Source organism: Streptomyces sp. col6, assembly GCF_008042035.1.
In the GTDB taxonomy this organism is placed as follows: Bacteria; Actinomycetota; Actinomycetes; order Streptomycetales; family Streptomycetaceae; genus Streptomyces.
The window spans coordinates 511,673-536,142 of record NZ_RDBL01000029.1 but is presented as its reverse complement, the minus strand read 5'-3'; the positions used below and the strand labels follow the sequence as shown (position 1 = coordinate 536,142).

Genomic DNA, 24,470 nt, shown 5'->3' with positions numbered 1-24,470 from the left:
ATGGTGATCATGAGCATGGAGAGCGACGCCGAACTGGCCGTCAGGGCCGCGCGGGCGGGCGCGGCCGTCGTGCGGGAGATGTACGGGGCCTCGCTGACGCGGTACGAGAAGGGTGGCGGTGACTTCGCGACGGCGGCGGACATCGCGGCGGAGGAGGCCGTGCTCGGCGTGCTGCGCGCGGCCCGGCCCGATGATGCGGTGACGGGGGAGGAGAGCGGGGAGTCCGGGGCCGCCGGTGCGGGGCGCCGGTGGCTGGTCGATCCGCTGTGCGGGACGCTGAACTACGCGGTGGGCAACATGCTCGTCGCGGTGAACGTCGCGCTGCGGGACGGCTCCGGTATCGCGGCAGCGGCCTCCGCCGATCCGTTCAGCGGCGAGGTGTTCTGGACCGACGGGGCGGGCGCCTGGGTGCGGGGCGAAGACGGACGGGACGAGCGGCTCATACCCTCGGCGGGCTCACGGCTCGTCGACCTCAACCTGGACCCGCCGTTCCCGCACGCCCCCGGCTTCCGGGCGGTGGAGCTCATGGCCGCGCCGGAGTTCGTCGCCGGGTTCCGGCCGCGCGTCGTCTCCAGCACGGTGGCCGTCGCCTGGGTCGCCGCCGGGCGCCGGGCCGCGTACGTCACGGACGGCGGGCCCGGCCTGCGTCTGGACAGCGTCCACTTCGCGGCGGGCATCGCGCTGTGCGAGGCCGCCGGATGCGTGGTGACGGGGATCGACGGGCTGCCGGTGGACCGGGGCGAGGGCGGGTTGATCGTCGCGGCGGACGCCGAGACGCACGCGGCGCTGCTGGGGTTGGCGCGCGCCGGGGAGTGAAGGCGAGCGGCGCTCGGTGCGCCGCTTCGAAGGCGCCCTCCCGCGCATCCGCGAGGAGGGCGCCGCGGCGCAGTGATCAGTACAGGCCGTTGTAGATGTTGTAGCCGTAGCCGATCCGTATGCGCTTGCTGATCGTGCCGGTCCCGGTGGACGTGTAGCGGTACAGGTCGCCGTAGCCGTTGACGCCGATCAGGTCGGCCCTGCCGTCCCCGTTGATGTCGCCGGGCGCGGCGAACTTGTTGTAGATGTCGAAGCCGGAGCCGATCTTCACGCGCGGCTTCAGCGGCGCGGACGCCTGGCCCGTGCCCGCGTACAGATAGAGCGTGCCGTCCTTGGCGACGGCCACCACATCGGTCCTGCCGTCGTCGGTGAGGTCGCCGGCGCCGACGATGTGGCGGTACGTGCCGTAGCCGTAGCCGACCTTGATCTTGGCACCGAACTTGGTGAGGCCATTGCCCGGATACAGGTACAGGTCGCCCTTGGTGTCGCGGGCCAGCAGGTCGCCCTTGCCGTCACCGCTCAGGTCGCCCGGCCCGATGAGATCGTCGTAGGCGCCCCAGCCGCTGCCGAAGGAGTGGTTCCCGATGGTCAGCCGGCCGTCCTGGAGCTGGAGCAGTTCGGCCCGGCCGTCGGCGTCGAGGGAGGAGACGAGCCTCGTCAGCCCGGACTGGTCGGTGTAGAACGTGCGGGGGTAGAACTGTCCGTTGTTCCTGGAGTCGTACCACCACGCACTGCCGTTGTCGGTGATGCCCACGGCCTCGTGCTTGCCGAAGTCGGGGTTGCCGCCCTGGCTGACGAACAGGGCGGCCTTCTGCCAGCCGAAGGTATCGGCGGCACGCGTGCGGAAGCTTCCCTGCCCGGTGGACCGGTAGATGTACGTGTCGCCGTTCGGCTTGCGGCCCATGAGGTCGCCGTGGCCGTCTCCGTTGAGGTCGTCGACACCCACGAGCTGGTTGTAGATGCCGAAGCCGTAGCCGATTCTCTTGGTGGGCGTCTTGAAGGGCTTCGCCGCGTCGCCGGTGCCCGCGAAGAAGTACAGGTCCCCGCCCGTGGTGCGGGTGACGACATCGCCGAACCCGTCACCGTTGCTGTCGTTGAGGCCGACGATCTGGTCGTACTGCTCCCAGCCGGAGGCCACCTTGACCGCGGGCGCGAAGGGCTCGCCCTTGATGGCGCCGGTGGAGGCATGGAGGTAGACGTCGCCGGAGGGCGTGCGCGCGAGCAGGTCGTTGCGGCCGTCACCGGTCAGGTCGCCGGGGGAGAGGACCTTGTTGTACTTCTGCCAGCCGTCACCGGACCATGTGGCGGGGGAGGCCCTCTCCTCGCCCGCGCTCGGGTACAGCGTGAGCGTGCCGGTCGCGGAGAGCGTGACGAGCGCGGGCGGGCCGTTGGAGTCGAGGTCGCCCAGCGGGATGATGTCCTTGGGCATCTCCCGCTCGTCGGTGGCGGGGATCCGGAACGGGTAGTCCGGGGTGTTCGGGGCCGTCTTGACGTACAGGCCGCCGTCCACGCCTCGGTAGATGAGGTCGTTGTCGCCGTTGCCGTTCAGGTCCAGGCGCGGTTTCGTAGTGGCCGGCGTCTCGGGGCCGCCGGAGCCCCTGGAGGCGTCGTCGGCCGAGGCCGGGGCCGCCAGCAGCATGCCGGCGGAGAGAACGAGTGCGGTGCAGGCCGCGATCCGTCTCGCGCGCTTCGCGCGCGCGAGACCGAAACGGCCGGATGTAGCGGAAGGCAAAGTCCCCCCAGGGATTTTCCGCGAGTGGATGTCACCAGCGGGACGGGAGTGATTCAGGCTTGAATCAGCTGGTGTTCACATCGACCCGCGCCGACCCTCATTGGAGGGGGCGACTTTCAGCCATCCCTGATAAAGGTTTTCGGTCATCTCCCTCGGTGCCGGCGAGAACTGAGCCGTGACGACGAAGCGGCGGCACCCCTGGGTGAAGGGTGCCGCCGCTCCGTAGCCGTACGGGTCAGACCGACGCGGGTGCCTTCGCCGTCGTGGTGGCCGGGGCCGGGTCCGGGGTCGCCGTCGGGGCCGCCTCCTCCTGGCTCACGTTGAACTCCGCCAGGAGTTCCTTGCTGAAGCCGAAGAAGTACGTGGCGAGGAAGCCCGCGAGGTAGCCGACGACCAGGCCGCCCGCGTAGATCGCGATCGTGGCGCCCAGGCCGTGGTTGCCGTCGAGCAGCGGGAACAGGGCCCAGCCGGACGGGCCGATCGCGGTGGAGCCGACCGCGTCGCCCAGCTGGTTGAAGAAGCCGACGAACGCGCCGCCGAACGCACCGCCCACGCACGCCGTGATGAACGGGCGGCCCAGCGGCAGCGAGACACCGTAGATCAGGGGCTCGCCGACGCCCAGGAAGCCGGCCGGGAGGGCGGACTTGATGGTCTTGCGGATCGACTCGTTGCGCGGCAGGCGGAAGTACGTCGCGATGGCGGCGCCGACCTGGCCGGCCCCGGCCATGGCGAGGATCGGGAGCAGGACCGTGTAGCCCTGCTGCTCGATCAGCGTCGTGTGGATCGGGATCAGCGCCTGGTGCAGGCCCAGCATGACCAGCGGGAGGAAGAAGCCACCCAGGATCAGGCCCGCGCCCGCGCCGCCGTTGGACAGCAGCCAGTCGGCGAAGTCACCGATGGCGGTGGAGACCTCGCCCGCCACGTACATCAGGCCGAAGATCGTGACCAGACCGGAGATGAGGACCGTGAGCGTCGGCGTGACCAGCACGTCCAGCGCCTCCGGCACCCAGCGGCGGCACCACTTCTCCACGTACACCGCGAGCACCGCGGCGCCCAGCGCGCCGAGCACACCGCCCTGGCCGGGGGAGAGCTTCTGGCCGAACGCCTCGATGTTCGCGACGCCCGGGAAGACGATGATCGCCGCGACCGCACCGCCCAGGATCGGCGTGCCGCCGAACTCCCTCGCCGTGTTGTAGCCGACGAAGACCGCGATCAGCGCCATGAAGCCGGACGCCATCGCCGCGAGCGCCGGGGTGACCGAGGTCAGCCAGCCGAGGTTGACCAGCAGGCCGTTGAGCCCGGCGATGATGCCGCAGCCGATCAGGGCCGGGATCAGCGGCACGAAGATGTTCGCGATGCGGCGCAGGAACAGCTTGAACGGCGTCGCGTTCTTCGCCTTGCGGGCCGCCCTCATCTCGGCGCCCTGCGCGGCCAGCTCCTCCGCCGTGAGCGGGGCGGCGGCCGGGGCGGGGGCCGCGGCGCGGCCCTCCTCCACCAGCTTCTCGAACTCCGGGGTGACGCGGGCGACCGTACCGGGACCGAGCACGATCTGGTACGTGTCGTCCTCGACCACGCCCATGACGGCGGGAACGGCCTTCAGCGCGTCGTCCTGGACGAGCGAACGGTCGTGCAGACCGAGCCGGAGCCGGGTCATGCAGTGGGCGATGGAGCTGACGTTCGCGGCGCCACCGACGAGCGGAAGGATCGCGGCGGCAGTGGCGCGGTTCTTGTCTTCTGTAGCCATGGTGCGTGGTGCCTTGCTGTGCGGGGAGGTGGTGCGGTGGGTTCAGGTGGTGCGGGGAGCGGCGGCGAGTGCGGCGCGCAGGTGGCCGTCGGACTCGGACAGCAGCGTGGCGGCGGTGGGGCCGTCGACCTGGCCGAGGATCGTCAGGATGGCGTTCTTCACCTCGCCGTCCGTGGCGGCGAGCGCCGTCTCGATCTCCTCGTCGGACGCGCCGGTGGCCAGCGCGACGATGCGCCGGGAGCGGGCCTGCAGCTTCTCGTTGGAGGCGCGCACGTCGACCATGAGGTTCCCGTACGTCTTGCCGAGCCGGATCATCGTGATCGTCGAGATCATGTTGAGCACGAGCTTCTGCGCCGTGCCCGCCTTGAGCCGGGTGGAGCCGGTCAGCAGCTCGGGGCCGACGACCACTTCGAGGGGGTGCTCGGCGGCGGCGCCCAGCGCGGAGTCCGCGTTGCACGACAGGCCGAGGGTCAGGGCGCCCTTGGCGCGGGCGTGCTCCACGGCCCCGATCGCGTACGGCGTGCGGCCGGAGGCGGAGATGCCGACCACCGTGTCATCGGCGGTGAGCTTCAGCGCCTCCAGGTCGGCGGCGGCCAGCTCCTTGCTGTCCTCCGCGCCCTCGACGGCGGTGACCATCGCGGACGGGCCGCCCGCGATGAGGCCGATCACGTCGGCCGGGTCGGTGTTGAAGGTGGGCGGGCACTCGCTGGCGTCCAGGATGCCGAGGCGGCCCGCGGTGCCCGCGCCCGCGTAGATCAGCCGGCCGCCCCGGGCCATGCGCTCGGCCGTGCCGTCGATCGCGGCCGCGATCTCGGGCAGCCGCTCGGCGACGGCGGCCGGGACCGTCTGGTCCTCGCCGTTCATGATCCGGGCTATCTCCGCGGTGTCCAGCCGGTCGATATCGGCGAGCTCCGGGCGGAACGCCTCGGTGGTGAGGGTCGCGAGCTGGGCGCGCAGCTCGCCGTAGCCGTCGGGGGTGGCGTCGGCGTCGGTCAGGGAGGTCATGGAGGGCGGCTCTGCTTTCTCGTACGGCGTGCGGGTGCGGGGTGCGGATGCTGCCGGAGGGGTCCGGGTGACGGTCAGCGGGTGCGCGGGGTGTGCCGGTGGGCCAGTGCCTCGTAGGAGGCGGCGAGGGCCGGGGCGGCCGTCTCGTACGTACGCTGGGCGACGCCTATGAAGAGGCAGTCGACGACCAGGAGCTGGCTGGTGCGGCTCGACATCGCGGCCGGGCGCAGCTCGCTCTCGCGGGCCGTGGACGTGGTCAGGACGTGGTCCGCGTACTGCGTGACGGGGCCGTCGGGGCGGCCGGTGATCGCGACCGTCGTCGCGCCCCGGTCGAAGGCGACGCGCAGCGGCTCTATGACGTCACCCGTCGAGCCGGAGTGCGTGATCGCGATGGCCATGTCACCGGAGCGCAGCTGCACGGCGTTGGTCACCGCCAGGTGCGGGTCGGTGTGGGAGTGGGCGATCAGGCCGATCCGGGAGAGCTTCTGGGCCAGGTCCTGGCCGACGAGGGAGGACGCGCCGACCCCGTAGATGTCGATCCGGCGGGCCGTGGCGGCGGCGGCGACAGCGGCGCCGAGCTGCACCGTGTCCAGCCCGGCGGCCGTGTCGGCGAGGGTCTGCTGCTCGTCGTAGGCCAGCTTCGCGACCACGTCGGCGATCGGGTCGTCCACCGCTATGTCCGCGGTGACGGCGGGGGCGCGGCCGGACTCCTGGTGGGCGGCGAGACCGGCGAGCGCGAGGCGCAGGTCGCGGTAGCCGGGGTAACCGAGGAGGCGGGCGGTGCGGACCACCGTCGCCTCGCTGGTGCCCGTCAGTTCGGCGAGACCGGTGACCGTCAGGGCGGCGCAGCCGGCCGGGTCACCGGCGACGGCCTCGGCGACGCGCTGCATGGAGCGGGTCATCGACGGGGACAGCGTCCGCACCTTGGCGGCCAGGGCGGCCGGCGCGGGCGGCGAGTCCGTACTGAAACTTTCCTTCAGGTCATTGGTCACCTTTGAAAGATATTTTCAAGCCGGGGGCCCGTCAACCCCCTTTGGTGTGACCTCTGAAAGAAACGGTTGACGCCCGGCGGGCGGGTGGACAATGGGTGCATGGAGCAGAACCCCCCCGAGCCGGACCGCCTGGAGCAGGCGCTGCACACCGCGCGCGCCCTCGTCATGGCCGACCTCGCCGCCGGAGACGTCGCCGAGGCGCAGATCGTGTCGATGGTCGAGGACGCCGTGACGCACCGCCGCTGGTGGGTGGAGCAGTGGCCCGAGGGCGCCGAGTTCGTCGTGGGCCTGGTCGCCCAGGACGTGCAGGACGCGCTCCTGGAGGCGTACGGCCGCTGGCCGCTGTGCCCGGTCTGCGACGCGGGCGACCCGCACGCCCTGGACGTCGAGCCGGAGCTCGGCCCGCACCCGCACTGGGTCTGCACCAAGGCCGCGGTGGCGGTCGCCCCGGTCGGCGCGCTCAGCGGCATACTCCGGCGATGACGCGGTGAACCGATGACGCTCTACATCGACCCGCCGACCTGGCCCGGACACGGGCGCCTCTGGTCGCACCTGGTCAGCGACGTCTCCTTCGAGGAGCTGCACGCCTTCGCCGCGTCCATCGGCGCCCCGGAGCGCGCCTTCGAGCGCGACCACTACGACATTCCGGCCACCCGGTACGAGGACGCGGTGCGGGCGGGGGCGCGGGAGATCGGCTCGAAGGAGCTGGTGCGGCGGCTGACGGAGGCGGGCCTGAGGCGGCCCAAGGGACGCCCGGCCCCCTGACCGCCTGCCCCCGCTCGGTCCGTCCGGCTCAGCCCGTGGTGCACTCCGTCGACTCCACGGGCGCCGCCTTCGGCGAACCCTGTGCCACCAGCCGGGAGGACGCCGAGGCGTGCGAGCGCTGGAGCCGCAGCGAGAACACCACGGCCACCACGGCCGCCACCGTCATCGCCGCGCCCGCCCACGCCGTCGCCGCGAAGCCGAAGTCCGCGTCGATCACCGCGCCGCCCAGCCAGGGCCCGCCGGTGTTGCCCAGGTTGAACGCGGCAGTCGTCGTCGCGCCCGCCAGCGTCGGGGCGGCGCCCGCCACGTTGAACATGCGGGCGTTGAGCGCCGGGGCGGTGTAGAACGCGGACAGGCCCAGCAGGAACGACAGCGTGATCACGGCGGCCTGGTTGGAGGCGAACAGCGCCAGCGCCGCCAGGAACACCGTGGACGCCGTGATCCCGCTCAGCAGCACCCCGAAGAGGTGCGCGTCGGCGACCCGGCCGCCGATCGTCGTACCGACCAGCGCGCCCACCCCGAACAGCGCCAGCACGGTCGGCACCCAGCCGGAGTCGAGCCCCGCCACGTCCGTCAGCAGCGGCGCGAGGTAGCTGAACGCGCAGAAGACGCCGCCCGCCGCGAGCGCGGTGATCACGATGGACAGCCACACCTGGCGGTCGCGGTAGATCCCCATCTCGCGCTTGAGCTGCGGCTTCTCGTCCGGGAGCGGGATACGCGGAATCAGCGTCACCACACCCACCAGGGCCACCGCCGAGGCCGCGCCGACCGCCCAGAACGCGGACCGCCAGCCCAGGTTCTCGCCGAGGAACGCCCCGAGCGGGACGCCCAGCACGTTGGCGATGGACAGCCCGCCGATCATCACGGCCATGGCCCGTGCCCGCGCGTTCACCGGCACCATCGCGATGGCGACTGCCGCCCCGACGGCCCAGAAACCGGCGCACGCGAACGCGCTCACCACGCGGGACACGAACAGCACCTCGTACGTCGGCGCCAGCGCGCCCGCGACCTGGCCGAGGCCGAAGACCGAGATCAGCGCGATGAGCGTGGTCCGGCGCGGCAGCCGCAGCGTCGCCACCGCGAGCAGCGGGGCACCGACCACCATGCCGATCGCGAACGCGGATATGAGGAGTCCGGCGCGCGGAATCGATACGTCCATGTCGTCGGCGATCGGCGGCAGCAGCCCGGAGAGCATGAACTCGCTCGTGCCCAGGGCGAAGACCGAGAGGCCGAGGATGTAGACGGCCAGAGGCATACGGGAGCTGCCGCGCGCGGCTGAGTCAGGCATAACAGCACCCAACACGGACCGGCACCTGGGCATTCCCGCCTCAGCGCGTGAGCAGCTCCAGTTCCGTCAGCAGGTTCTGCCGCGCTCTCGGCTCCCACTCGGCCGTCCCGTACGGCGTACGGAACAGCCTCGGCAGCCCGAGGAGCTGCCGCAGCACCGCCGCCCGGCCCTCCCGGAACGCCTCCTCCGGTACGAAGCCGTACTCCTCGCGGACCTGCGCCGCGTACTGGGCGTACTCCTTCGGCGGCGCCGCCAGGATCGCCAGGTCCGCGTCGCACAGCACCTCGCCGTTGGTGTCGCCGGCGGCCGGGTCGTGCGTGACGGTGAGCCGGACCAGCCGGGCGACCTCCTCGGTGACCGCGTCGGGCACTCCCGCCTCCGGCAGCGCCCGCTCGGCGAGGACGGCGCTGCGCTCCTCGTTCTCCGACCGGTCGGGCCGGTAGACCGCGTCGTGGAACCAGGCCGCGAGGCGTACGGCGTCCGCGTCGGCGGCGTGCCCGGCGAGCGTGTCGACGCGGTCGAGCACCGCCGCGAGGTGCGCGGTCGTGTGGTACTTGCGCTGCGGCTCGGCCCAGCGGGCGAGCAGATTGTCGGCGTACGGAAGCGGGTCGGGCCCCTCCGCCCCGGCGCGGGCCGCGACGAGGGCGCCCCGCCAGCGGGTGCGGAGCGCGGCCGGGCCGTGGTTGTGCTGCGTGCGGTCGTCCGTCATGCGTACGAGGGTAGGCGTGGCGGACGGTGACGGCACTTGCCTCCCGAAGTCCCCTGCTGCGAGGGGGCGTTAGGTTGTGGCCATGGCTGACGAACGTGATCCGGAACTGCCCGGTCTTCTGCTGCGTACCGAGCGTGACCTCTTCGTACCGCTGCTGCGTGAGGCCGCGGACCGCGACTTCGAGTTGCGTACCGCCTGCCCCGGCTGGACCGTGCGGGATGTGCTCGCGCACTGTGGGGCGGCGCTGACACGGGTGGTGGAGGGCAGGTTCGAGCGGGGGGTGTTCAGTCCCGAGGCCAACGACCGGGACATCGCGGAGCGGGCCGGCTGGACCAACGCGCGCGTCGTGGACGAGCTGGAGCGCGGGATGACCGGGGCGGGGCCCGTCATCGCGGCGTCCGGCGGGAAGCTGGACGGGATCGCGCTGGGCGAGTGGGTGCACGCGGGGGACGTGCGCGAGGCGTTCGGCGTCCCGGGCGCCTACGCGGGCCCCGGACTCGACCCCGCCCTGGACCTCCTCGCGGCGGTGACCCGGGACCGGGGCACGGTCCCGCTCACCGCCCGGCTGACCGGCGCGGACGGCGAGCTGGCGCTCGGCGCGGAGGACGGCGACCGGGAGCGGGCGCGGTACGCCGGGGACGGGGCGACGCTGATCCGGCTGTACGCGGGCCGGCCGCTCACCGGCACACGGTACGAGCTGACCGGGGCGCGGGAGAGCGAGCTGAACCTCTTCGGCTGAGGCGTCGCGCTGCCCGGCGGCTCGCCCGTCACATGCGGGCCGCCGGGCGCGCCGGTCGCGTCAGACCGTGGCGGGCAGCCCGAAGCGGTCGGCGATGAGCCGCAGGGTCACGGCGCCGTCCTCGTTGAACCCGGGCTCGGTCTCGTAGCGCGGGGTCTCCCGGCCGACGATTCCGGCGGCCAGCAGCTCGCGTACGAGAAGGTCGCCGGAGCGGCGGGACTCACGGCGCCGGCCCATGTTGAAGTACGTCGTGGAGAAGCCGCGCCGGCTGTGGATGAAGTGGAACGGGTGCGCCTCGCAGTGCGGAACCATGTAGTTCTGCCCGTGCGGGCACTCGCAGGCCGGGGTGGAGGCCAGGAACACCGTCTCCACCGGGTTGGGGCTCCCGAACCGCTCCTCGTAGCGGAACCCGGTGACGAAACCCGCCTGGTCCGCCACCGCCCCGCCGTTGCTGGTGGCCGCGTCGTGCGTCACCCAGACCCAGCCGTCCGCCGCGCCCTGAGTGCGGGAGGGGAGGCCCACGTCGGCGCAGATGCCGCTGAACGTGGGCAGGTCGATGCCCCTGGCGTACGTGACGAACGTGTCCGGGGGAAGGAGGGGCGTGCTCACGCCGCGACCACCTCCGGGGCGAGCGGCGGCGACGGCAGGGCGAAGCACGCGGCTATCGCCCGCACGATCCGCTCCTCGCGGTCGAAGTCGTGCGCGTCGCAGTCGTGGGCCGGATCGGTCTCCCACGCGAGGCATTCCGCGTCCGGGCCTATGAGGTTCGCGGCGAGCAGCTCGGCCGACATGTAGTCGGGGTTGTCGCCGACGCGCTGCTCCAGGTCCTCGAAGCTGAAGTGCAGCGTCCATTTGCCGTCGCGCAGATACGTGAAGTCCGGCGCGTGCGCCTTGGCACTGCACGGCTCGGTCACGAGCACGGCGACCTCGGCGCCCGGCGGGCAGACGCGCGTGTAGTCGACGTTCTCGTAGTCCTCCAGCTCGTCGTTGACCATGTCGTGCACCACCCAGGCCCAGCCGCCCTCCTCACCCTCGGCGAGCGGTTCGCGGTTCAGCTCGCGCAGCCCGGCGGTGAGCGCGGCGAGGGACGTGCCCCGGGCGAAGACGAGATTGACCTCGTGGCCCGGCAAGCCGTACGCGTCGTGGATCCAAGTCATGCGGCGAGCGTAGGCGGCGGGACTGACAACGGCGGGGCGGGGCCTGCGTATGCGGCTCCGGCCTGCGGACATATTCGCGCGACACGCGTGTGGCGGCTCTGGAAACCTACGCACGGGCGCGCGGTCGCGGGCCCGGTGACGGGATGGGGGAGCGATGGCTTTCGTGCTGGCGGGACCGGTTCTGGAGGGTTCGCGGGTGCGGCTCGAACCACTTGAACACCGGCACGCGGAAGGGCTGTTGCGGGCCGGACAGGAGAACCGGGACTCGTACGGGTTCACCTGGGTGCCGGGGCCAGGGGAGGTCGAGGGTTACATCGACGCCCAGTTGGGGCGGGCGGCCGACGGGAAGCTCGCGCCGTACGTGCAGGTGGACCGGGCCTCCGGACAGGTCGTCGGGGCCACGGCGTACTGGGAGCCGCGCTCCTGGCTGGACGAGGACAGCCTCACCGCGATCGAGGTCGGCTTCACCTGGCTCGCCGCGTCCGCGCAGGGAACCGGCGTGAACACCGAGTCCAAGTACCTGCTCTTCCGCCACGCGTTCGAGGTGTGGGGCGTGGCGCGGGTGGACCTCAAGACCGACGCCCGCAACCGGCGTTCGCGGGCCGCGATCGAGTCGGTGGGCGCGCGCTTCGAGGGCGTCCTGCGCAACTGGTCCCCGTCCTGGGCACCCGGCGAGGAAGGCCGGCTGCGGGACTCGGCGATCTTCTCGATCACGGCGGAGGAGTGGCCGGACGTGCGGGGGCGTTTGGAGGCGCGGATCGTGCGCTGAGGGCCGGTCCTACGCCGTAGCGGCTCCTTTACGATCACCGCATGATTGAGGGAAAGCTCGTTCGCATACGCGCCCTGTGGGCCTCCGACCTGGACGCCCACCTGCGGTGGCGCAACGACCCCGAGGTCGTGCACTGGGCCACCGGTGGCGACCCGCACTACGGGCCCATCACCCGTGAGGCCCTGGAGGGGTTCCACGACGCGAGGCTCCGGCAGGACCCGCGTACGGAGGCCTCGCTCACCGTGGAGGACCTGGCCGACGGGCGGGTCATCGGCACCGTCGACTACCGCGACGTCGAACCGTTCACCCGGCAGGCGACGGTGGGCATCACCATCGGCGAGCGCAGCCACTGGGGAGGCGGATACGGCTCCGAGGCCCTGGGGCTGCTGCTTGAGCACCTCTTCGGCGCGTGCGGGATCCGGCGCGTCGAGCTCGACACTTGGAGCGGCAACGAGCGCGCCATGCGGACCTTCCGGCGCGCCGGGTTCGTGGAGGAAGGACGCCGGCGCTCCGCCGTCCGCGTCGGCGACCGCTGGTACGACCGGGTGGTCTACGGCCTGCTGTACGAGGAGTGGGCGGAGCGCCGAGGCTGACAGGCGTACGCCCTACGCCTCCGCCCGGAACCCCCGCAGCCGCAGTGAGTTGCCGACCACGAAGACCGACGAGAAGGCCATCGCCGCGCCCGCGATCATCGGGTTCAGCAGCCCCGCCGCGGCCAGCGGCAGCGCGGCCACGTTGTACGCGAACGCCCAGAACAGGTTCGTCCGGATCGTGCCCAGCGTCCGGCGGGCCAGGCGGATCGCGTCCGGGGCCGCGCGGAGGTCGCCGCGGACCAGGGTCAGGTCGCCCGCCTCGATCGCCGCGTCGGTGCCGGTGCCCATCGCCAGGCCCAGGTCGGCCTGGGCGAGGGCGGCCGCGTCGTTCACGCCGTCGCCGACCATCGCCACCGAACGGCCCTCCGCCTGGAGGCGCTTGACGACGTCCACCTTGTCCTGCGGCAGGACCTCCGCGTACACCTCGTCGATCCCGACCTCGGCCGCGACCGACTCCGCGACCGCCCGGTTGTCGCCGGTCAGCAGGATCGGGGTGAGGCCGAGCCGGCGCAGCCGGACGATGGCCTCGGCGCTGGTGTCCTTGACCGCGTCGGCGACCTCCAGGACCGCGCGCGCCTCGCCGTCCCAGGCGACCGCGACGGCCGTCCGGCCGGCGGCCTCCGCCTCGGCCTTGCGGGCGGCCAGGTCCGCGGGGAGGCGGATCTCCCACTCGGCGAGCAGCTGTTCGCGGCCCACGAGGACGGCGTGTCCGTCGACGACGCCCTGGACGCCGAGGCCGGGGACGTTGGCGAAGTCCTCGGGGGTGGGGAGGGTGCCGGTGCGTTCGGTGGCTGCGGTGGCGACGGCCTGGGCGATGGGGTGTTCCGAGGCGTGTTCCAGGGCTCCGGCCAGGCGGAGGACGTCGGTGTCGGTGGTTCCGGCGGCCGTGTGGACGGCCTGGAGGGTCATGCGGCCGGTGGTGACGGTGCCGGTCTTGTCGAGGACGATGGTGTCGATGCGGCGGGTGGATTCCAGGACTTCGGGGCCCTTGATGAGGATGCCGAGCTGGGCGCCGCGTCCGGTGCCGACCATGAGCGCGGTCGGGGTCGCGAGGCCCAGGGCGCACGGGCAGGCGATGATCAGGACGGCGACCGCCGCCGTGAACGCGGCCGTGAGACCCGCCCCGCTCGCCAGCCAGAAGCCCAGCGTGCCCAGCGCGAGCACGATGACCACGGGGACGAACACCGCCGAGATCCGGTCCGCCAGCCGCTGCGCGGCCGCCTTGCCGTTCTGCGCGTCCTCGACGAGCTTCGCCATCCGGGCGAGCTGGGTGTCCGCGCCGACGCGGGTCGCCTCGACGACGAGCCGGCCGCCGGCGTTCAGCGTCGCACCGGTCACCGCGTCGCCCGTGGAGACCTCCACCGGGACGGACTCGCCGGTCAGCATGGACGCGTCCACGGCGGACGAGCCCTCGACGACCACGCCGTCCGTGGCGATCTTCTCGCCCGGCCGGACCAGGAAGCGGTCGCCGGCCCGGAGGTCCGCCGTGTCCACGGTCACCTCGCGGCCGTCGCGCAGGACCGTGACCTCCTTGGCGCCCAGTTCGAGCAGCGCCCGCAGCGCGGCGCCCGCCTTCCGCTTGGAGCGGGCCTCGAACCAGCGCCCCGCGAGGATGAACGCGGTGACGCCCGCCGCCGCTTCGAGGTAGATGTTCCCGGAACCGTCGCTGCGGCCGATCGTCAGCTCGAAGGGGTGCGTCATGCCGGTCATCCCGGCGGTGCCGAAGAACAGCGCCCACACCGACCACAGGAACGCGGCCGACGTACCGACCGAGATCAGCGTGTCCATCGTGGCCGCGCCGTGCCGCGCGTTGGTCCACGCGGCGCGGTGGAAGGGCCAGCCGGCGTAGGTGACGACAGGCGCCGCCAGGGTCAGGGAGAGCCACTGCCAGTTGTCGAACTGGAGCGCCGGGATCATCGACATCAGGATCACCGGCACGGCGAGGAGGACCGCCGTGATCAGCCGCTGCCGCAACGTGTCCGTCTCCTGGACGGGTGGTTCGGCCGTTTCCTCGGGCGTACGCGCCGGGGGTGCGGGCTCCTGCGCGGTGTACCCGGTCCTCTCGACCGTGGCGATCAGGTCCTGTACGGAGACCCCGGCGCCGTCGTCGTAGCTGACGCGGGCCTTCTCCGTGGCGTAGTTGACCGTCGCGGTGACGCCGTCCATCCGGTTGAGCTTCTTCTCGATACGGGCCGCGCAGGAGGCACACGTCATGCCTCCGATGGCCAGCTCGACCTCGGCGGTGGCTGCGGTGGCTGTGGTGTGCGTGGACACGGGCCCTCCTCGATCGGCTTCTATATACCCCCTGGGGGTATCTCCCTCTGCTTCATGTATACCCCCACCCCCTATGTCGGGGCAAGGGTGATCCGCCGTGGATGCGCGGGCCGCCCCGTGAGCGGTCGTCCGTCACGCGTTTGACCTCGCGTATCTTCACGTTCACGGTGGGGCTGCGCCCCCGGCCTACCGCCCCGTAGGCTGGGCCATTGGACTAGACCTGTAGCTGCTTCCTGGAGGATTGGGTTCCCATGAGCAACCGTGCAGTCCTGGAGGTGATCGCTCTCGACGCGGAGGACGCGGTCGCTGCCCGGGCGGGTGGTGCGGACCGGCTTGAGCTGGTCACCGACATGGCGGCGGACGGCCTCACCCCGTCCTGTGCGACCTTCGCGGCGATCCGCGCCGCGGTGGACATTCCGCTGCGCGTGATGCTCAGGGTCGCCGACGGCTTCGCGGCCGGCGATGTCGACATACTCGTACGCAAGGCGCGTGAGCTGCGGGCGGAGGGTGCGGACGAGTTCGTGCTCGGCTTCCTGGACGCGGACGGCAATCCGGACCTGGTGGCGGTCGAGCGGCTGGTCGCCGAGCTGGACGGGTGCCGCTGGACGTTCCACCGTGCGATCGACCGGGCGGCGGACAGGGATGCCCTGCGGAAGGCCCTGGCGGATCTGCCGGGGCTGGACACGTATCTGACGGCCGGGGCGGCCGCCGGGGTGGACGCGGGGATTCCGACGCTGGTGGCCGAGGCGGGGCGCGCGGGCGAGCCGGGGTACGAGCCGCGGATCCTTGTGGGCGGCGGGCTCCGGCTGGAGCATCTGCCGGAGTTGCTGGCCGCGGGGATCGATGCGGTGCACATCGGTGGTGCCGCCCGGCCGCGGGGCTGGTCCGGGCCGGTGGACGCGGCGGCGGTACGGGAGTGGCGGGACGTGCTGGACGCGTAGCCGCGGGGGCGGGGTGCGTGGGGGGCAGCGCCCCCGCGCAGACAGCCCGCGCCGGGCGGGGCGGGTGCGGTGGTGTGCGGCCCGCCCCGCCCGGCGCGGGCTGTCTGCGCGGGGGCGCTGCCCCCGGACCCCCGCTCCTCAAGCGCCGGAGGGGCTGGTTTCGCAACCTCGTCCTGTCATGACCCTGGCGCATCAGGCGCCCCTCGCCCCACAATGACTGCGCAGCGATGGGACCGCTCCCATGGTGCGCCTCCCCGGCATGCCCATCTGTTGTGGGAGCGCTCCCATCCCTGTCTCCGGCCCCCACGTCGAAAGGCTCCCGGTGAACGCCTTCTCGCCCCCGTCCCCCGTCCGGCGCAGACGTCGTGTGTTCGGCGTGGTGGCTCTGGCCGCCCTCTGCGGTGGCCTCCTCACCGCGCCCGGGGCCGCCGCTGCCGCCGACGACGAGCCCGCGCCGGAGCAGATCACCAACGGTGACTTCTCCGCCGGGACCGCGCCCTGGTGGTCCACGGCCAACGCGCCCGTCGCCGTGGTCGACGGGCGGCTCTGCGCCGACGTACCGGCCGGGACCGCCAACCCGTGGGACGCGATCATCGGGCAGAACGACATCCCGCTCGTGGCGGGGGAGACGTACACGCTGACGTACACGGCGAGTTCGAGCGCGCCGCTCTCCATTCACACCAACGTGCAAATGGCGACCGATCCCTACACCGCCGACCTCTCCGCGACCGATCACATCGACGCGGAGGCGGCCCCCTTCACCCACGTCTTCACCGCGAGCGCCGACCAGGACGGGGCGCAGGTCGCCTTCCAGGTCGGCGGGGGTGCGGCGGCGGCCACCTTCTGTGTGGACGACGTGTCGCTGCGCGGGGGCGCCGAGCCGCCCGTGTACGAGCCCGACACCGGGTCGCCCGTACGCGTCAACCAGGTCGGCTACCTGCCCAAGGGCCCCAAGACCGGCACCCTGGTCACCGACGCCGCCGACCCGCTGCCGTGGAAGCTGAAGGCCGCCGACGGGGCGACCGTCGCGAGCGGGACCACCGTGCCGGGCGGCGAGGACCCGACCTCGCGGCAGAACGTGCACACCTTCGACTTCAGCGACGCCACCGCGACCGGTGACGGCTTCACGGTCGAGGCGGACGGGCAGGTCAGCGAGCCGTTCTCGATCCGCGCGGACCTCTACGACGGGCTGCGGTCCGACTCGCTGGCGTACTTCTACCAGAACCGCAGCGGCATCGCGATCGACGCGGACCTCGTCGGCGCGGAGTACGCGCGCCCGGCCGGCCACCTCGGTGTGGCGCCGAACAAGGGCGACACGGACGTGCCGTGCCAGGCGGGCGTCTGCGACTACCGGCTCGATGTGCGCGGCGGCTGGTACGACGCCGGGGACCACGGCAAATACGTCGTCAATGGCGGCATCGCGGTCGCCGAGTTGATGGACACCTACGAGAGGACGCTGACCGCCGACGGCGCGGAGTCCGCCGAGCTGGGCGACGGCGCGCTGCGGGTGCCCGAGCACGGCAACGAGGTGCCGGACATCCTCGACGAGGCGCGCTGGGAGCTGGACTTCCTGCTGCGCATGCAGGTCCCGGCCGGGAAGCCGCTGGCCGGCATGGTGCACCACAAGGTGCACGACGCCAACTGGACCGGCATCCCGATGCGGCCCGAACTCGACCCGGAGCAGCGCGAACTGCACCCGCCGACGACCGCCGCCACCCTGAACCTCGCCGCGACCGCCGCCCAGTGCGCCCGGCTGTACGCCCCGTACGACGCGGACTTCGCGGCGAAGTGCCGTACCGCCGCCGAGACGGCATGGGCCGCCGCGAAGGCCCACCCGGCGGTGTACGCCAGCCCGGCCGACGGGGTCGGGGGCGGGACGTACGAGGACAACGACGTGAGCGACGAGTTCTACTGGGCCGCCGCCGAGCTGTTCACCACCACGGGCAAGGACACCTACCGGCAGGCGCTGCTCGACTCGCCGCTCCACGGTGACGTGGACGCGGCGTTCCCCGCCGACGGCGGCATGTGGTGGGGCGGCACCGCCGGGCTCGGCGTGCTGACCCTGGCCACGGTCCCGAACGACCTGACGTCCGCGCAGCTCGCCGACGTACGGTCCGTGGTCACCACGGCCGCCGACCGGTACGCGGCGCAGACCGCGGACCAGCTGTACGGCGTGCCGTACGCGCCGAAGGACCAGAACTACGTCTGGGGCTCCAACAGCCAGGTCCTCAACAACATGATCGTGCTGGCCACCGCCGCCGACCTCACCGGCGAGGCCGGATACCGGGACGCCGTCCTGCGCGGCGCGGACTACCTGTTCGGGCGCAACCCGCTCAACCAGTCGTATGTCACCGGCTACGGCGAGCGGTTCTCGCAGAACCAGCACCACCGGTTCTGGGCGCACGAGTCGGACCCGTCCCTGCCGCACCCGCCGGCCGGGTCCCTCGCGGGCGGGCCGAACCTGACCGCGCCCACCTCGGGCGACCCGGAGGCCGCCGCCAAGCTCAAGGGCTGCGCCGCCGCGATGTGCTACCTCGACGACAACGGCTCGTACGCCACCAATGAGGTCGCCATCAACTGGAACGCGCCGCTGGCCTTCGTCGCCTCCTACCTGGACGACGCGGGCGACGGCGCCGGACCGGAGCGCGCCTGCACGGTGATGTACTCCTCGCACCCGTGGAGCACCGGCTCGACCACCACGGTCACGGTGAAGAACACCGGCAGCGAGGCCGTCACCCCGTGGTCCCTGACCTGGCTGCTGCCGGGCGACCAGAAGCTCAGCCACACCTGGAGCGCCGAGATCGGCCAGTACGGGCGGACGGTGACGGCCGCGCCGCTGTCCTGGAACCGGACGCTCGCGCCCGGGGCCTCTATCGACTTCGGGTTCAACAGCAGCCGTACGGGCCCGGCGGCCGACCCGGGCACCGTGAAGCTGAACGGGCGGGCCTGCACGGCGGGATGATGACCGGGCGGGGGCGGGAGTGGACGCGAGGGTCCTCCCGCTCCCGCTCCCTCTTTACACCAACTGCTCCGGCAGCGAAGCCGCGTGAAGCACTGTCAGCCCGGAGACCGCACGGGTCAGCGCCACGTACAGCCGGCGCAGGCCCGTGCGCTCGTCCGGTTCGCCGTCGACCACGGCGGCCGGTTCGTCCAGCACCACGTAGTCGTACTCCAGGCCCTTCGCCAGCGAGGCCGGGACCAGCGTCAGCCGGGACTCGGCGGTCGTCTCCTGACCGGGGGAGAGATACGTGTGACCGGCCGCCGTGAGCGCGTCGGCCAGGGCCGGGACGCGGGCGTCGGCGGCGATCAGACCGATCGACCCCTCGTGCGCCAGGGACTCCTCGCAGGCCGCGATCACCGCCGCGTCCAGGACACCGGAGGCCACCTCCCGCACGGAGAGCGAACCGGGCGACTCACGCACCGACTCCACCGGCGTCAGCCCCGGCGAGATCACCGGGAGCAGCCGGGAGGCGTACGCGATCACATCGCGCGGCACGCGGAAACCGGCCGTCAGCTCCTCCACCAGCGCGTCCGCCTTGCCCAGGTGGTGCAGCGCCTGCTCCCAGCTCTGCGTCGACCACGGGGTCGTGCCCTGTGCGAGGTCGCCGAGGACGGTGGCGGAACCGGTCGAGCAGCGGCGGCCGACCGCGCGGTACTGCATGGGGGAGAGGTCCTGGGCCTCGTCGATCACGACATGGCCCAGCGAGTGCGTACGTGCCACCAGGTCTGCCGCCTCGTCGATCAGGACCGCGTCCGCCGCCGACCACTTCGCGGACTTCACGCTGCGCGCCGGCTTGGCCCACAGGATCGCCTTCCGCTCGTCCTCGGTCAGCAGTCCCTCCGCGTGCTCCGCCAGGAACTCCGCGTCGGACAGCAGCCGCAGGACCAGTTTCGCCGGGTCGACCGCCGGCCAGATCGCCTTGACGGCCGCCTTCACGGCGGGGGTGCGGGCCACCGCGTTCTGGACCCGGTCGTCGGGCGCCTCGCCCGCCTCCTCCATCCGCACCAGCACGGCGTGCGCGATGCGCTGGGGCAGCGCCTCGTGCGCGGCGCCGTACCGCATGTCCCGGGCCAGCAGCTCCTGGACCATCTCCTCGATCTCGTACGCCGGAACGCGCCAGCGCCGTGAGCCGCGCACCACCATGACCGGCTCGGTCGGCAGCGTGACGTGCGAGCGCAGCGCCCGGCGCAGCACCTCCGCCATCCGCGCGTCGCCCTTCACGACGGCGGCCGTCGCCTCGTCCGCGCCCCGGACCTCGATCTGCGCGGTCACCAGGTCCTCGACGGTCGCCTGCTTGACCTCCAGCTCGCCGAGGGCGGGGAGCACCTGCTCGATGTAGTGCAGGAAGGAGCGGTTCGGGCCGACGACCAGGGTGCCGGTGCGGGCCAGGCGCTCGCGGTGCGCGTACAGCAGATACGCGACCCGGTGCAGGCCGACGGCGGTCTTCCCGGTGCCGGGGCCTCCCTGGACGCAGACCGTGCCGCCCAGCTCGCTGCGGACGATCTCGTCCTGCTCCGGCTGGATCGTCGCGACGATGTCCCGCATGGGGCCGACGCGCGGGCGCTCGATCTCCGCCTGGAGCAGCTTGCTCGTCTGCTCCGCCTCCGCCGGGTCGGTCAGGTGCTCGTCCTCGTACGCGGTGAGGTCGCCGCCCGTGTAACCGAAGCGGCGCCTGCGGCCGACGTCCAGCGGGTCCTTGCGGGAGGCCCGGTAGAACGGCTGCGAGACCGGGGCGCGCCAGTCGATCACCATCGGGTCGCCGACCGCGTCGTGCACATGGCGGCGCCCGATGTAGAACTGCTCGCCCTCGGCGCCCTCCGCCTCCTCGGCGCCGACCACGTGCAGGTAGTCCAGGCGTCCGAAGAACAGCGGGGTGTGCGCGAGGTCGGCGAGCGACTTGATCCGCTCGTCGATCTGGGCCTGGAGCACCGCCGCGTTCACCCAGTTCGCGGTGACATCGCGGATGTCGAGGTTCTGGGCGTCCTCCCGCATGGCGCGCAACGCGGCGCGGGACGCGGCGAGATGGGCGCGCTCATGGGCGAGGGGGTCGGTGGTGGTGTCGCTCTCGAATTCGTGCGCGGGCACGGTGTTGCCTCCGGCATTCAACGCAGGACGGCGGACCGCGTCTCACCTTTGGGGGGTGTGCGGTCCGCCGTCCTGCGTTGAATGCCGGAGGCAACACCGTGCCCGCGCACGAATTCGAGAGCGACACCACCACCGACCCCCTCGCCCATGAGCGCGCCCATCTCGCCGCGTCCCGCGCCGCGTTGCGCGCCATGCGGGAGGACGCCCAGAACCTCGAACGGTTTACGGGGGCGGGGTGGGGGCAGTCCCGTACGTCCCGTAGGGGATGCCGTGCGACCGGAGGTGTACGCGGGCCGCGCCCCGCTTCCGCCTCCGGACCGACGCCCCGGCGCACCCGTCCGGAGCACCATGGATACATGAGTACCGTCACTCTTGACCCGCGAAGGACCGGCGCCACCGCGGCCCCCGGTCACCCCCACAACCGCGCCTGGGAGGCCCTGCACGCCGTGAAGGTGTTCGCGCAGGCGGCGTTCGGCGTCGTCGTGCTCGGCGAGTACGCGGAGGAGGCGGGGGTGCGGCGGCGCTGACCGCGCCGCCGCCCCTGCCTCAGCTCTCCGACAGCAGCTCGTCCGCGTCGACGATGCGGTACGCGTAGCCCTGCTCGGCCAGGAAGCGCTGGCGGTGCGCCGCGAAGTCCTGGTCGATCGTGTCGCGCGCGACGACCGAGTAGAACCGCGCCTCGTGCCCGTCGGCCTTCGGCCGCAGCACCCGGCCCAGGCGCTGCGCCTCCTCCTGGCGCGAACCGAAGGTCCCCGACACCTGGATGGCGACCGTCGCCTCCGGCAGGTCGATGGAGAAGTTCGCCACCTTCGACACCACCAGCACGTTCAGCTCGCCCTCCCGGAAGGCGTCGAACAGCTTCTCGCGCTGCGCGTTGCTCGTCTCGCCCTTGATCACCGGGGCGTCCAGATGCTCACCCAGCTCGTCGAGCTGGTCGATGTACTGCCCGATGACCAGGGTCTGCTCGCCCTTGTGCTTGCGCACCAGCGCCTCGGTCACCTTCCGCTTCGTCGCGGTCGTCGCGCAGAACCGGTACTTCTCCTCGGCCTCCGCGGTCGCGTACGCGAGGCGCTCCGAGTCCGTGAGGTTGACCCGGACCTCGACGCAGTCCGCCGGGGCGATGTAGCCCTGCGCCTCGATCTCCTTCCACGGCGCGTCGAACCGCTTGGGCCCGATGAGCGAGAAGACGTCCGACTCGCGGCCGTCCTCGCGGACCAGCGTCGCGGTCAGGCCGAGGCGGCGCCGGGCCTGGAGGTCGGCGGTGAACTTGAAGACCGGCGCGGGCAGCAGGTGCACCTCGTCGTAGATCACCAGGCCCCAGTCACGGGAGTCGAACAGCTCCAGGTGCGGGTAGACGCCCTTCCTGCGGGTCGTCAGCACCTGGTAGGTGGCGATCGTGACCGGCCGGATCTCCTTCCGCGTCCCGCTGTACTCGCCGATCTCCTCCTCGGTCAGCGAGGTCCGCTTCACCAGCTCGTGCTTCCACTGCCGGGCGGAGACGGTGTTCGTGACGAGGATCAGGGTGGTCGCCTTGGCCTGCGCCATCGCGCCCGCCCCGACGAGGGTCTTGCCCGCGCCGCAGGGCAGCACGACGACGCCGGACCCGCCGTGCCAGAAGCCGTCCACGGCCTGCTGCTGGTACGGGCGCAGCGCCCAGCCGTTCTCGTCCAGCTCGATCGGGTGCGCCTCGCCGTCCACGTACCCCGCGAGGTCCTCGGCGGGCCAGCCGAGCTTGAGCAGCGTCTGCTTGACCTGGCCGCGCTCGGAGGGGTGCACGGCGACGGTGTCCGGGTCGATCCTGGCCCCGACCAGCGGCTGGACCTTCTTCGAGCGGAGGATCTCCTCGAGCACCGGCCGGTCCGTCGTCGTCAGCACCAGCCCGTGCACGGGGTGCTTGGACAGGGTGAGGCGGCCGTAGCGGTCCATCGTCTCGGCGATGTCGACGAGCAGCGCGTGCGGGACGGGGTAGCGCGAGTGCGTCACGAGCGCGTCCACGACCTGCTCGGCGTCGTGCCCGGCCGCGCGGGCGTTCCACAGCCCGAGCGGGGTCAGCCGGTACGTGTGGATGTGCTCGGGCGCCCGCTCCAGCTCGGCGAACGGCGCGATGGCCCGACGGCAGGCGTCGGCCTGCTCGTGGTCGACTTCGAGGAGGAGCGTTTTGTCGCTCTGGACGATGAGGGGTCCGCTCACGCGCGTTGGCCCTTCCGGCTCGGGGGAAACCTCCAGTGTGCCGCATCGGGGGGCGGTGTGTCGTGGGCCCGTCGTCGGGGCCGGGGCAACCCAGCCCGTCCGGCGTTTGAGGACGGAACCCTTAGGCCCGGTCCGGGGACACCGGCTTTGTCCTCAAGCGCCGAACGCCGAGCTTGCCGCTCTCGCCCGCCAGGCCGTGGCAGCGGCGCGAGGTCCTGGGACACCCTTCCGTCCCAGCTGTGATTCACGTCACTGCCGGCGGCTCGGTGCAGCACCCGGCCTCGTTCCGCCGTCATGGGGGCAGTGATCGGGACGGGACGAGGAGAGGAGGTCGGCGGGTGAGGTTTCGCAGGAGTGGTCCGGGCATCGGGTTCACGGAGTTCGTCGCACAGCGGTCGGGAGCGTTGTTCCGCACCGCGTATGCGCTGACCGGTGACGTGCATGTGGCCGAGGATCTGGTGCAGGAGGCGCTGGAGCGGGCGTGCCGACACTGGCGGAAGGTCGCGGTGGCGGACTCGCCGGAGGCGTACGTGCGCAAAGTGCTGGTCAACCTGGCCAACGACCGCTGGCGGCGGCTGTCGCGCCCGGGCTGGCGCCCCGGGCTGTCGGGGGTGCCCGAGACGGCCGACCCCCGGGACCGGTTCGGGCAGGTGGATCTGCGCGCGGAGCTGATCGAGGCACTGCTCGGGCTGCCGATGGGCATGCGCAGCGTGGTGGTCCTGTACTACCTGCACGATCTGGACGCCGAGCAGGTCGCCGGCGTCCTGGACATCTCTTCGAGTGCGGTGAGGTCCCAGCTAGCCCGCGGCCTGGCCAAGCTGCGCGATTCCGTATCGGGCGCCCAGGCGCCGCACACCCCGTCGGCCGCTTTCGGAGGTACGAAGTGAGGAACACGTCGTCCGGACCCGCCCCGTTCGAGCCGGGCCTCGAAGCCGAGCTGCGTGCCGCGGTGGCCTCCTTCGCCGACGGGCCGACGGCGCCGGTCGTCGACGCGGCCGCGATCGAGCGAGTCGTCAGCCGCAGCCGCACCCGCCGGGCGCTCCTCGGCACCGCTGCGGCGTGCTGCGTGCTGGCGTGCGCCACGGTGGGGTTCTTCGCGCTGAAGCCCGTGCCGCCCGCGCCCGGCGCCTCCCCGTCCCCAGCGGCGAACGGGGCGTGCACCCCGCTCGCCACCGGCACCCCCAAGAGCGGAAGCGCCGATCCGACTCCGACACAGGAACGGGAGCAGACCGCGGGAGCGGGCATCGCGCTGCCGGACCTGGCCGGCATGCCGGTCGAACAGGCCGGAAGCCTGCTGCGCGGACTCGGACTGAGCTGCACGATCATGCGGCACACGGACTGGAACGCTCCCGCCGGGCAGGTGATCAGCAGTGCCCCCCGGGGCGGCGCAGCACCGGTGGCACCGGGCTCGTCCGTCCTCCTGCTGGTCTCGACGGGCAAACCCGGCAGAACCTGAGCGACCGGGCCCTTCGGCCCGCGCACCGGCAGGACGGCGCCCCGTCCTGCCGGGCAGGGGAGCCACCCGCAGCGGAGGAACGGCTGCGGGTGGCGGGCTCCGATGCCGTCAGCCGCGCAGCTCGCTCGGCATCGTCTTTGGGCTGCGGCGAACGAACCTCCGGACAGGTCTGTCTCGTGACTCTTCCGCCTGGTCCCACGGGCCGGACAACAGT

General features: G+C 72.5%; 22 protein-coding genes. 11 read left to right on the top strand and 11 right to left on the bottom strand.

Annotated features, from left to right (window positions below):
- A complete protein-coding gene (locus EAO73_RS31735; protein ID WP_147974952.1) occupies positions 1–816 on the top strand; it encodes an inositol monophosphatase family protein in 816 nt (271 codons plus the stop codon).
- A 76-nt stretch (positions 817–892) separates the two neighbouring features.
- On the opposite strand, the gene EAO73_RS31730 is transcribed toward EAO73_RS31735, so the two are convergent.
- The 4 genes from EAO73_RS31730 to EAO73_RS31715 all read right to left on the bottom strand — a co-directional run bounded on the left by EAO73_RS31730 (position 893) and on the right by EAO73_RS31715 (position 6,289).
- A complete protein-coding gene (locus EAO73_RS31730; protein WP_147974951.1) occupies positions 893–2,455 on the bottom strand; it encodes an FG-GAP repeat domain-containing protein in 1,563 nt (520 codons plus the stop codon).
- 328 nt (positions 2,456–2,783) lie between these two features.
- A complete protein-coding gene (locus EAO73_RS31725) occupies positions 2,784–4,292 on the bottom strand; it encodes a PTS transporter subunit EIIC (RefSeq protein ID WP_147974950.1) in 1,509 nt (502 codons plus the stop codon).
- A 42-nt stretch (positions 4,293–4,334) separates the two neighbouring features.
- Positions 4,335–5,297, bottom strand: coding sequence for an N-acetylmuramic acid 6-phosphate etherase (gene murQ / locus EAO73_RS31720; RefSeq protein ID WP_147974949.1), 963 nt, complete (start codon positions 5,295–5,297; stop codon positions 4,335–4,337).
- Positions 5,298–5,371: 74 nt separating this feature from the next.
- Positions 5,372–6,289, bottom strand: coding sequence for a MurR/RpiR family transcriptional regulator (locus EAO73_RS31715; protein WP_018101550.1), 918 nt, complete (start codon positions 6,287–6,289; stop codon positions 5,372–5,374).
- Between the two features lie 99 nt (positions 6,290–6,388).
- Here EAO73_RS31715 and EAO73_RS31710 point away from each other — a divergent pair, with 99 nt between their 5' ends.
- A complete protein-coding gene (locus EAO73_RS31710; protein ID WP_147974948.1) occupies positions 6,389–6,772 on the top strand; it encodes a hypothetical protein in 384 nt (127 codons plus the stop codon).
- Between the two features lie 12 nt (positions 6,773–6,784).
- Positions 6,785–7,054 (top strand): DUF4031 domain-containing protein, encoded by a 270-nt coding sequence (locus EAO73_RS31705; protein ID WP_147974947.1) that lies wholly within the window; start codon positions 6,785–6,787, stop codon positions 7,052–7,054.
- A 28-nt stretch (positions 7,055–7,082) separates the two neighbouring features.
- On the opposite strand, the gene EAO73_RS31700 is transcribed toward EAO73_RS31705, so the two are convergent.
- Positions 7,083–8,309 (bottom strand): Cmx/CmrA family chloramphenicol efflux MFS transporter, encoded by a 1,227-nt coding sequence (locus EAO73_RS31700; RefSeq protein WP_147975415.1) that lies wholly within the window; start codon positions 8,307–8,309, stop codon positions 7,083–7,085.
- 73 nt (positions 8,310–8,382) lie between these two features.
- A complete protein-coding gene (locus tag EAO73_RS31695; protein WP_147974946.1) occupies positions 8,383–9,051 on the bottom strand; it encodes a hypothetical protein in 669 nt (222 codons plus the stop codon).
- 82 nt (positions 9,052–9,133) lie between these two features.
- Between EAO73_RS31695 and EAO73_RS31690 the strand changes: the two genes are divergently transcribed.
- A complete protein-coding gene (locus tag EAO73_RS31690) occupies positions 9,134–9,790 on the top strand; it encodes a maleylpyruvate isomerase family mycothiol-dependent enzyme (RefSeq protein WP_147974945.1) in 657 nt (218 codons plus the stop codon).
- Positions 9,791–9,850: 60 nt separating this feature from the next.
- Here the strand turns inward: EAO73_RS31690 and EAO73_RS31685 are convergent, their stop codons facing one another.
- Together EAO73_RS31685 and EAO73_RS31680 are read right to left on the bottom strand one after the other, a co-directional pair.
- A complete protein-coding gene (locus tag EAO73_RS31685) occupies positions 9,851–10,399 on the bottom strand; it encodes a hypothetical protein (protein WP_147974944.1) in 549 nt (182 codons plus the stop codon).
- Positions 10,396–10,947: a hypothetical protein gene (locus EAO73_RS31680; RefSeq protein ID WP_147974943.1), complete on the bottom strand. Its 552-nt coding sequence runs from the start codon at positions 10,945–10,947 to the stop codon at positions 10,396–10,398. Before EAO73_RS31680 ends, EAO73_RS31685 begins: the two co-directional genes overlap by 4 nt.
- A 154-nt stretch (positions 10,948–11,101) precedes the next feature.
- Here EAO73_RS31680 and EAO73_RS31675 point away from each other — a divergent pair, with 154 nt between their 5' ends.
- On the top strand, positions 11,102–11,716 hold the full coding sequence (locus tag EAO73_RS31675) for a GNAT family N-acetyltransferase (RefSeq protein WP_147974942.1): 615 nt from the start codon (positions 11,102–11,104) through the stop codon (positions 11,714–11,716).
- Between the two features lie 41 nt (positions 11,717–11,757).
- Positions 11,758–12,309, top strand: coding sequence for a GNAT family N-acetyltransferase (locus tag EAO73_RS31670; protein ID WP_147974941.1), 552 nt, complete (start codon positions 11,758–11,760; stop codon positions 12,307–12,309).
- A gap of 12 nt (positions 12,310–12,321) precedes the next feature.
- Here the strand turns inward: EAO73_RS31670 and EAO73_RS31665 are convergent, their stop codons facing one another.
- Positions 12,322–14,583 (bottom strand): heavy metal translocating P-type ATPase, encoded by a 2,262-nt coding sequence (locus EAO73_RS31665; RefSeq protein ID WP_147974940.1) that lies wholly within the window; start codon positions 14,581–14,583, stop codon positions 12,322–12,324.
- Positions 14,584–14,834: 251 nt separating this feature from the next.
- Between EAO73_RS31665 and EAO73_RS31660 the strand changes: the two genes are divergently transcribed.
- On the top strand, positions 14,835–15,524 hold the full coding sequence (locus EAO73_RS31660; RefSeq protein ID WP_147974939.1) for a copper homeostasis protein CutC: 690 nt from the start codon (positions 14,835–14,837) through the stop codon (positions 15,522–15,524).
- A gap of 322 nt (positions 15,525–15,846) precedes the next feature.
- A complete protein-coding gene (locus EAO73_RS31655; RefSeq protein WP_147974938.1) occupies positions 15,847–18,486 on the top strand; it encodes a glycoside hydrolase family 9 protein in 2,640 nt (879 codons plus the stop codon).
- Between the two features lie 54 nt (positions 18,487–18,540).
- Here the strand turns inward: EAO73_RS31655 and EAO73_RS31650 are convergent, their stop codons facing one another.
- Complete coding sequence (locus tag EAO73_RS31650) at positions 18,541–20,610, bottom strand: HelD family protein (protein ID WP_147974937.1); 2,070 nt, start codon at positions 20,608–20,610, stop codon at positions 18,541–18,543.
- A gap of 356 nt (positions 20,611–20,966) precedes the next feature.
- On the opposite strand from EAO73_RS31650, the gene EAO73_RS36185 reads away from it, so the two are divergent.
- The gene (locus EAO73_RS36185; RefSeq protein ID WP_018519565.1) at positions 20,967–21,137 is read left to right on the top strand and encodes a hypothetical protein; all 171 of its coding nucleotides are present in this window, start codon (positions 20,967–20,969) and stop codon (positions 21,135–21,137) included.
- A gap of 19 nt (positions 21,138–21,156) precedes the next feature.
- Here the strand turns inward: EAO73_RS36185 and EAO73_RS31640 are convergent, their stop codons facing one another.
- Positions 21,157–22,800 (bottom strand): DNA repair helicase XPB, encoded by a 1,644-nt coding sequence (locus EAO73_RS31640; RefSeq protein ID WP_147974935.1) that lies wholly within the window; start codon positions 22,798–22,800, stop codon positions 21,157–21,159.
- 404 nt (positions 22,801–23,204) lie between these two features.
- Here EAO73_RS31640 and EAO73_RS31630 point away from each other — a divergent pair, with 404 nt between their 5' ends.
- Together EAO73_RS31630 and EAO73_RS31625 are read left to right on the top strand one after the other, a co-directional pair.
- Complete coding sequence (locus tag EAO73_RS31630; protein WP_412075894.1) at positions 23,205–23,687, top strand: SigE family RNA polymerase sigma factor; 483 nt, start codon at positions 23,205–23,207, stop codon at positions 23,685–23,687.
- A complete protein-coding gene (locus EAO73_RS31625) occupies positions 23,684–24,256 on the top strand; it encodes a PASTA domain-containing protein (protein WP_147974933.1) in 573 nt (190 codons plus the stop codon). The genes EAO73_RS31630 and EAO73_RS31625 overlap by 4 nt, the downstream gene beginning before the upstream one ends.
- Positions 24,257–24,470: the final 214 nt, after the last annotated feature.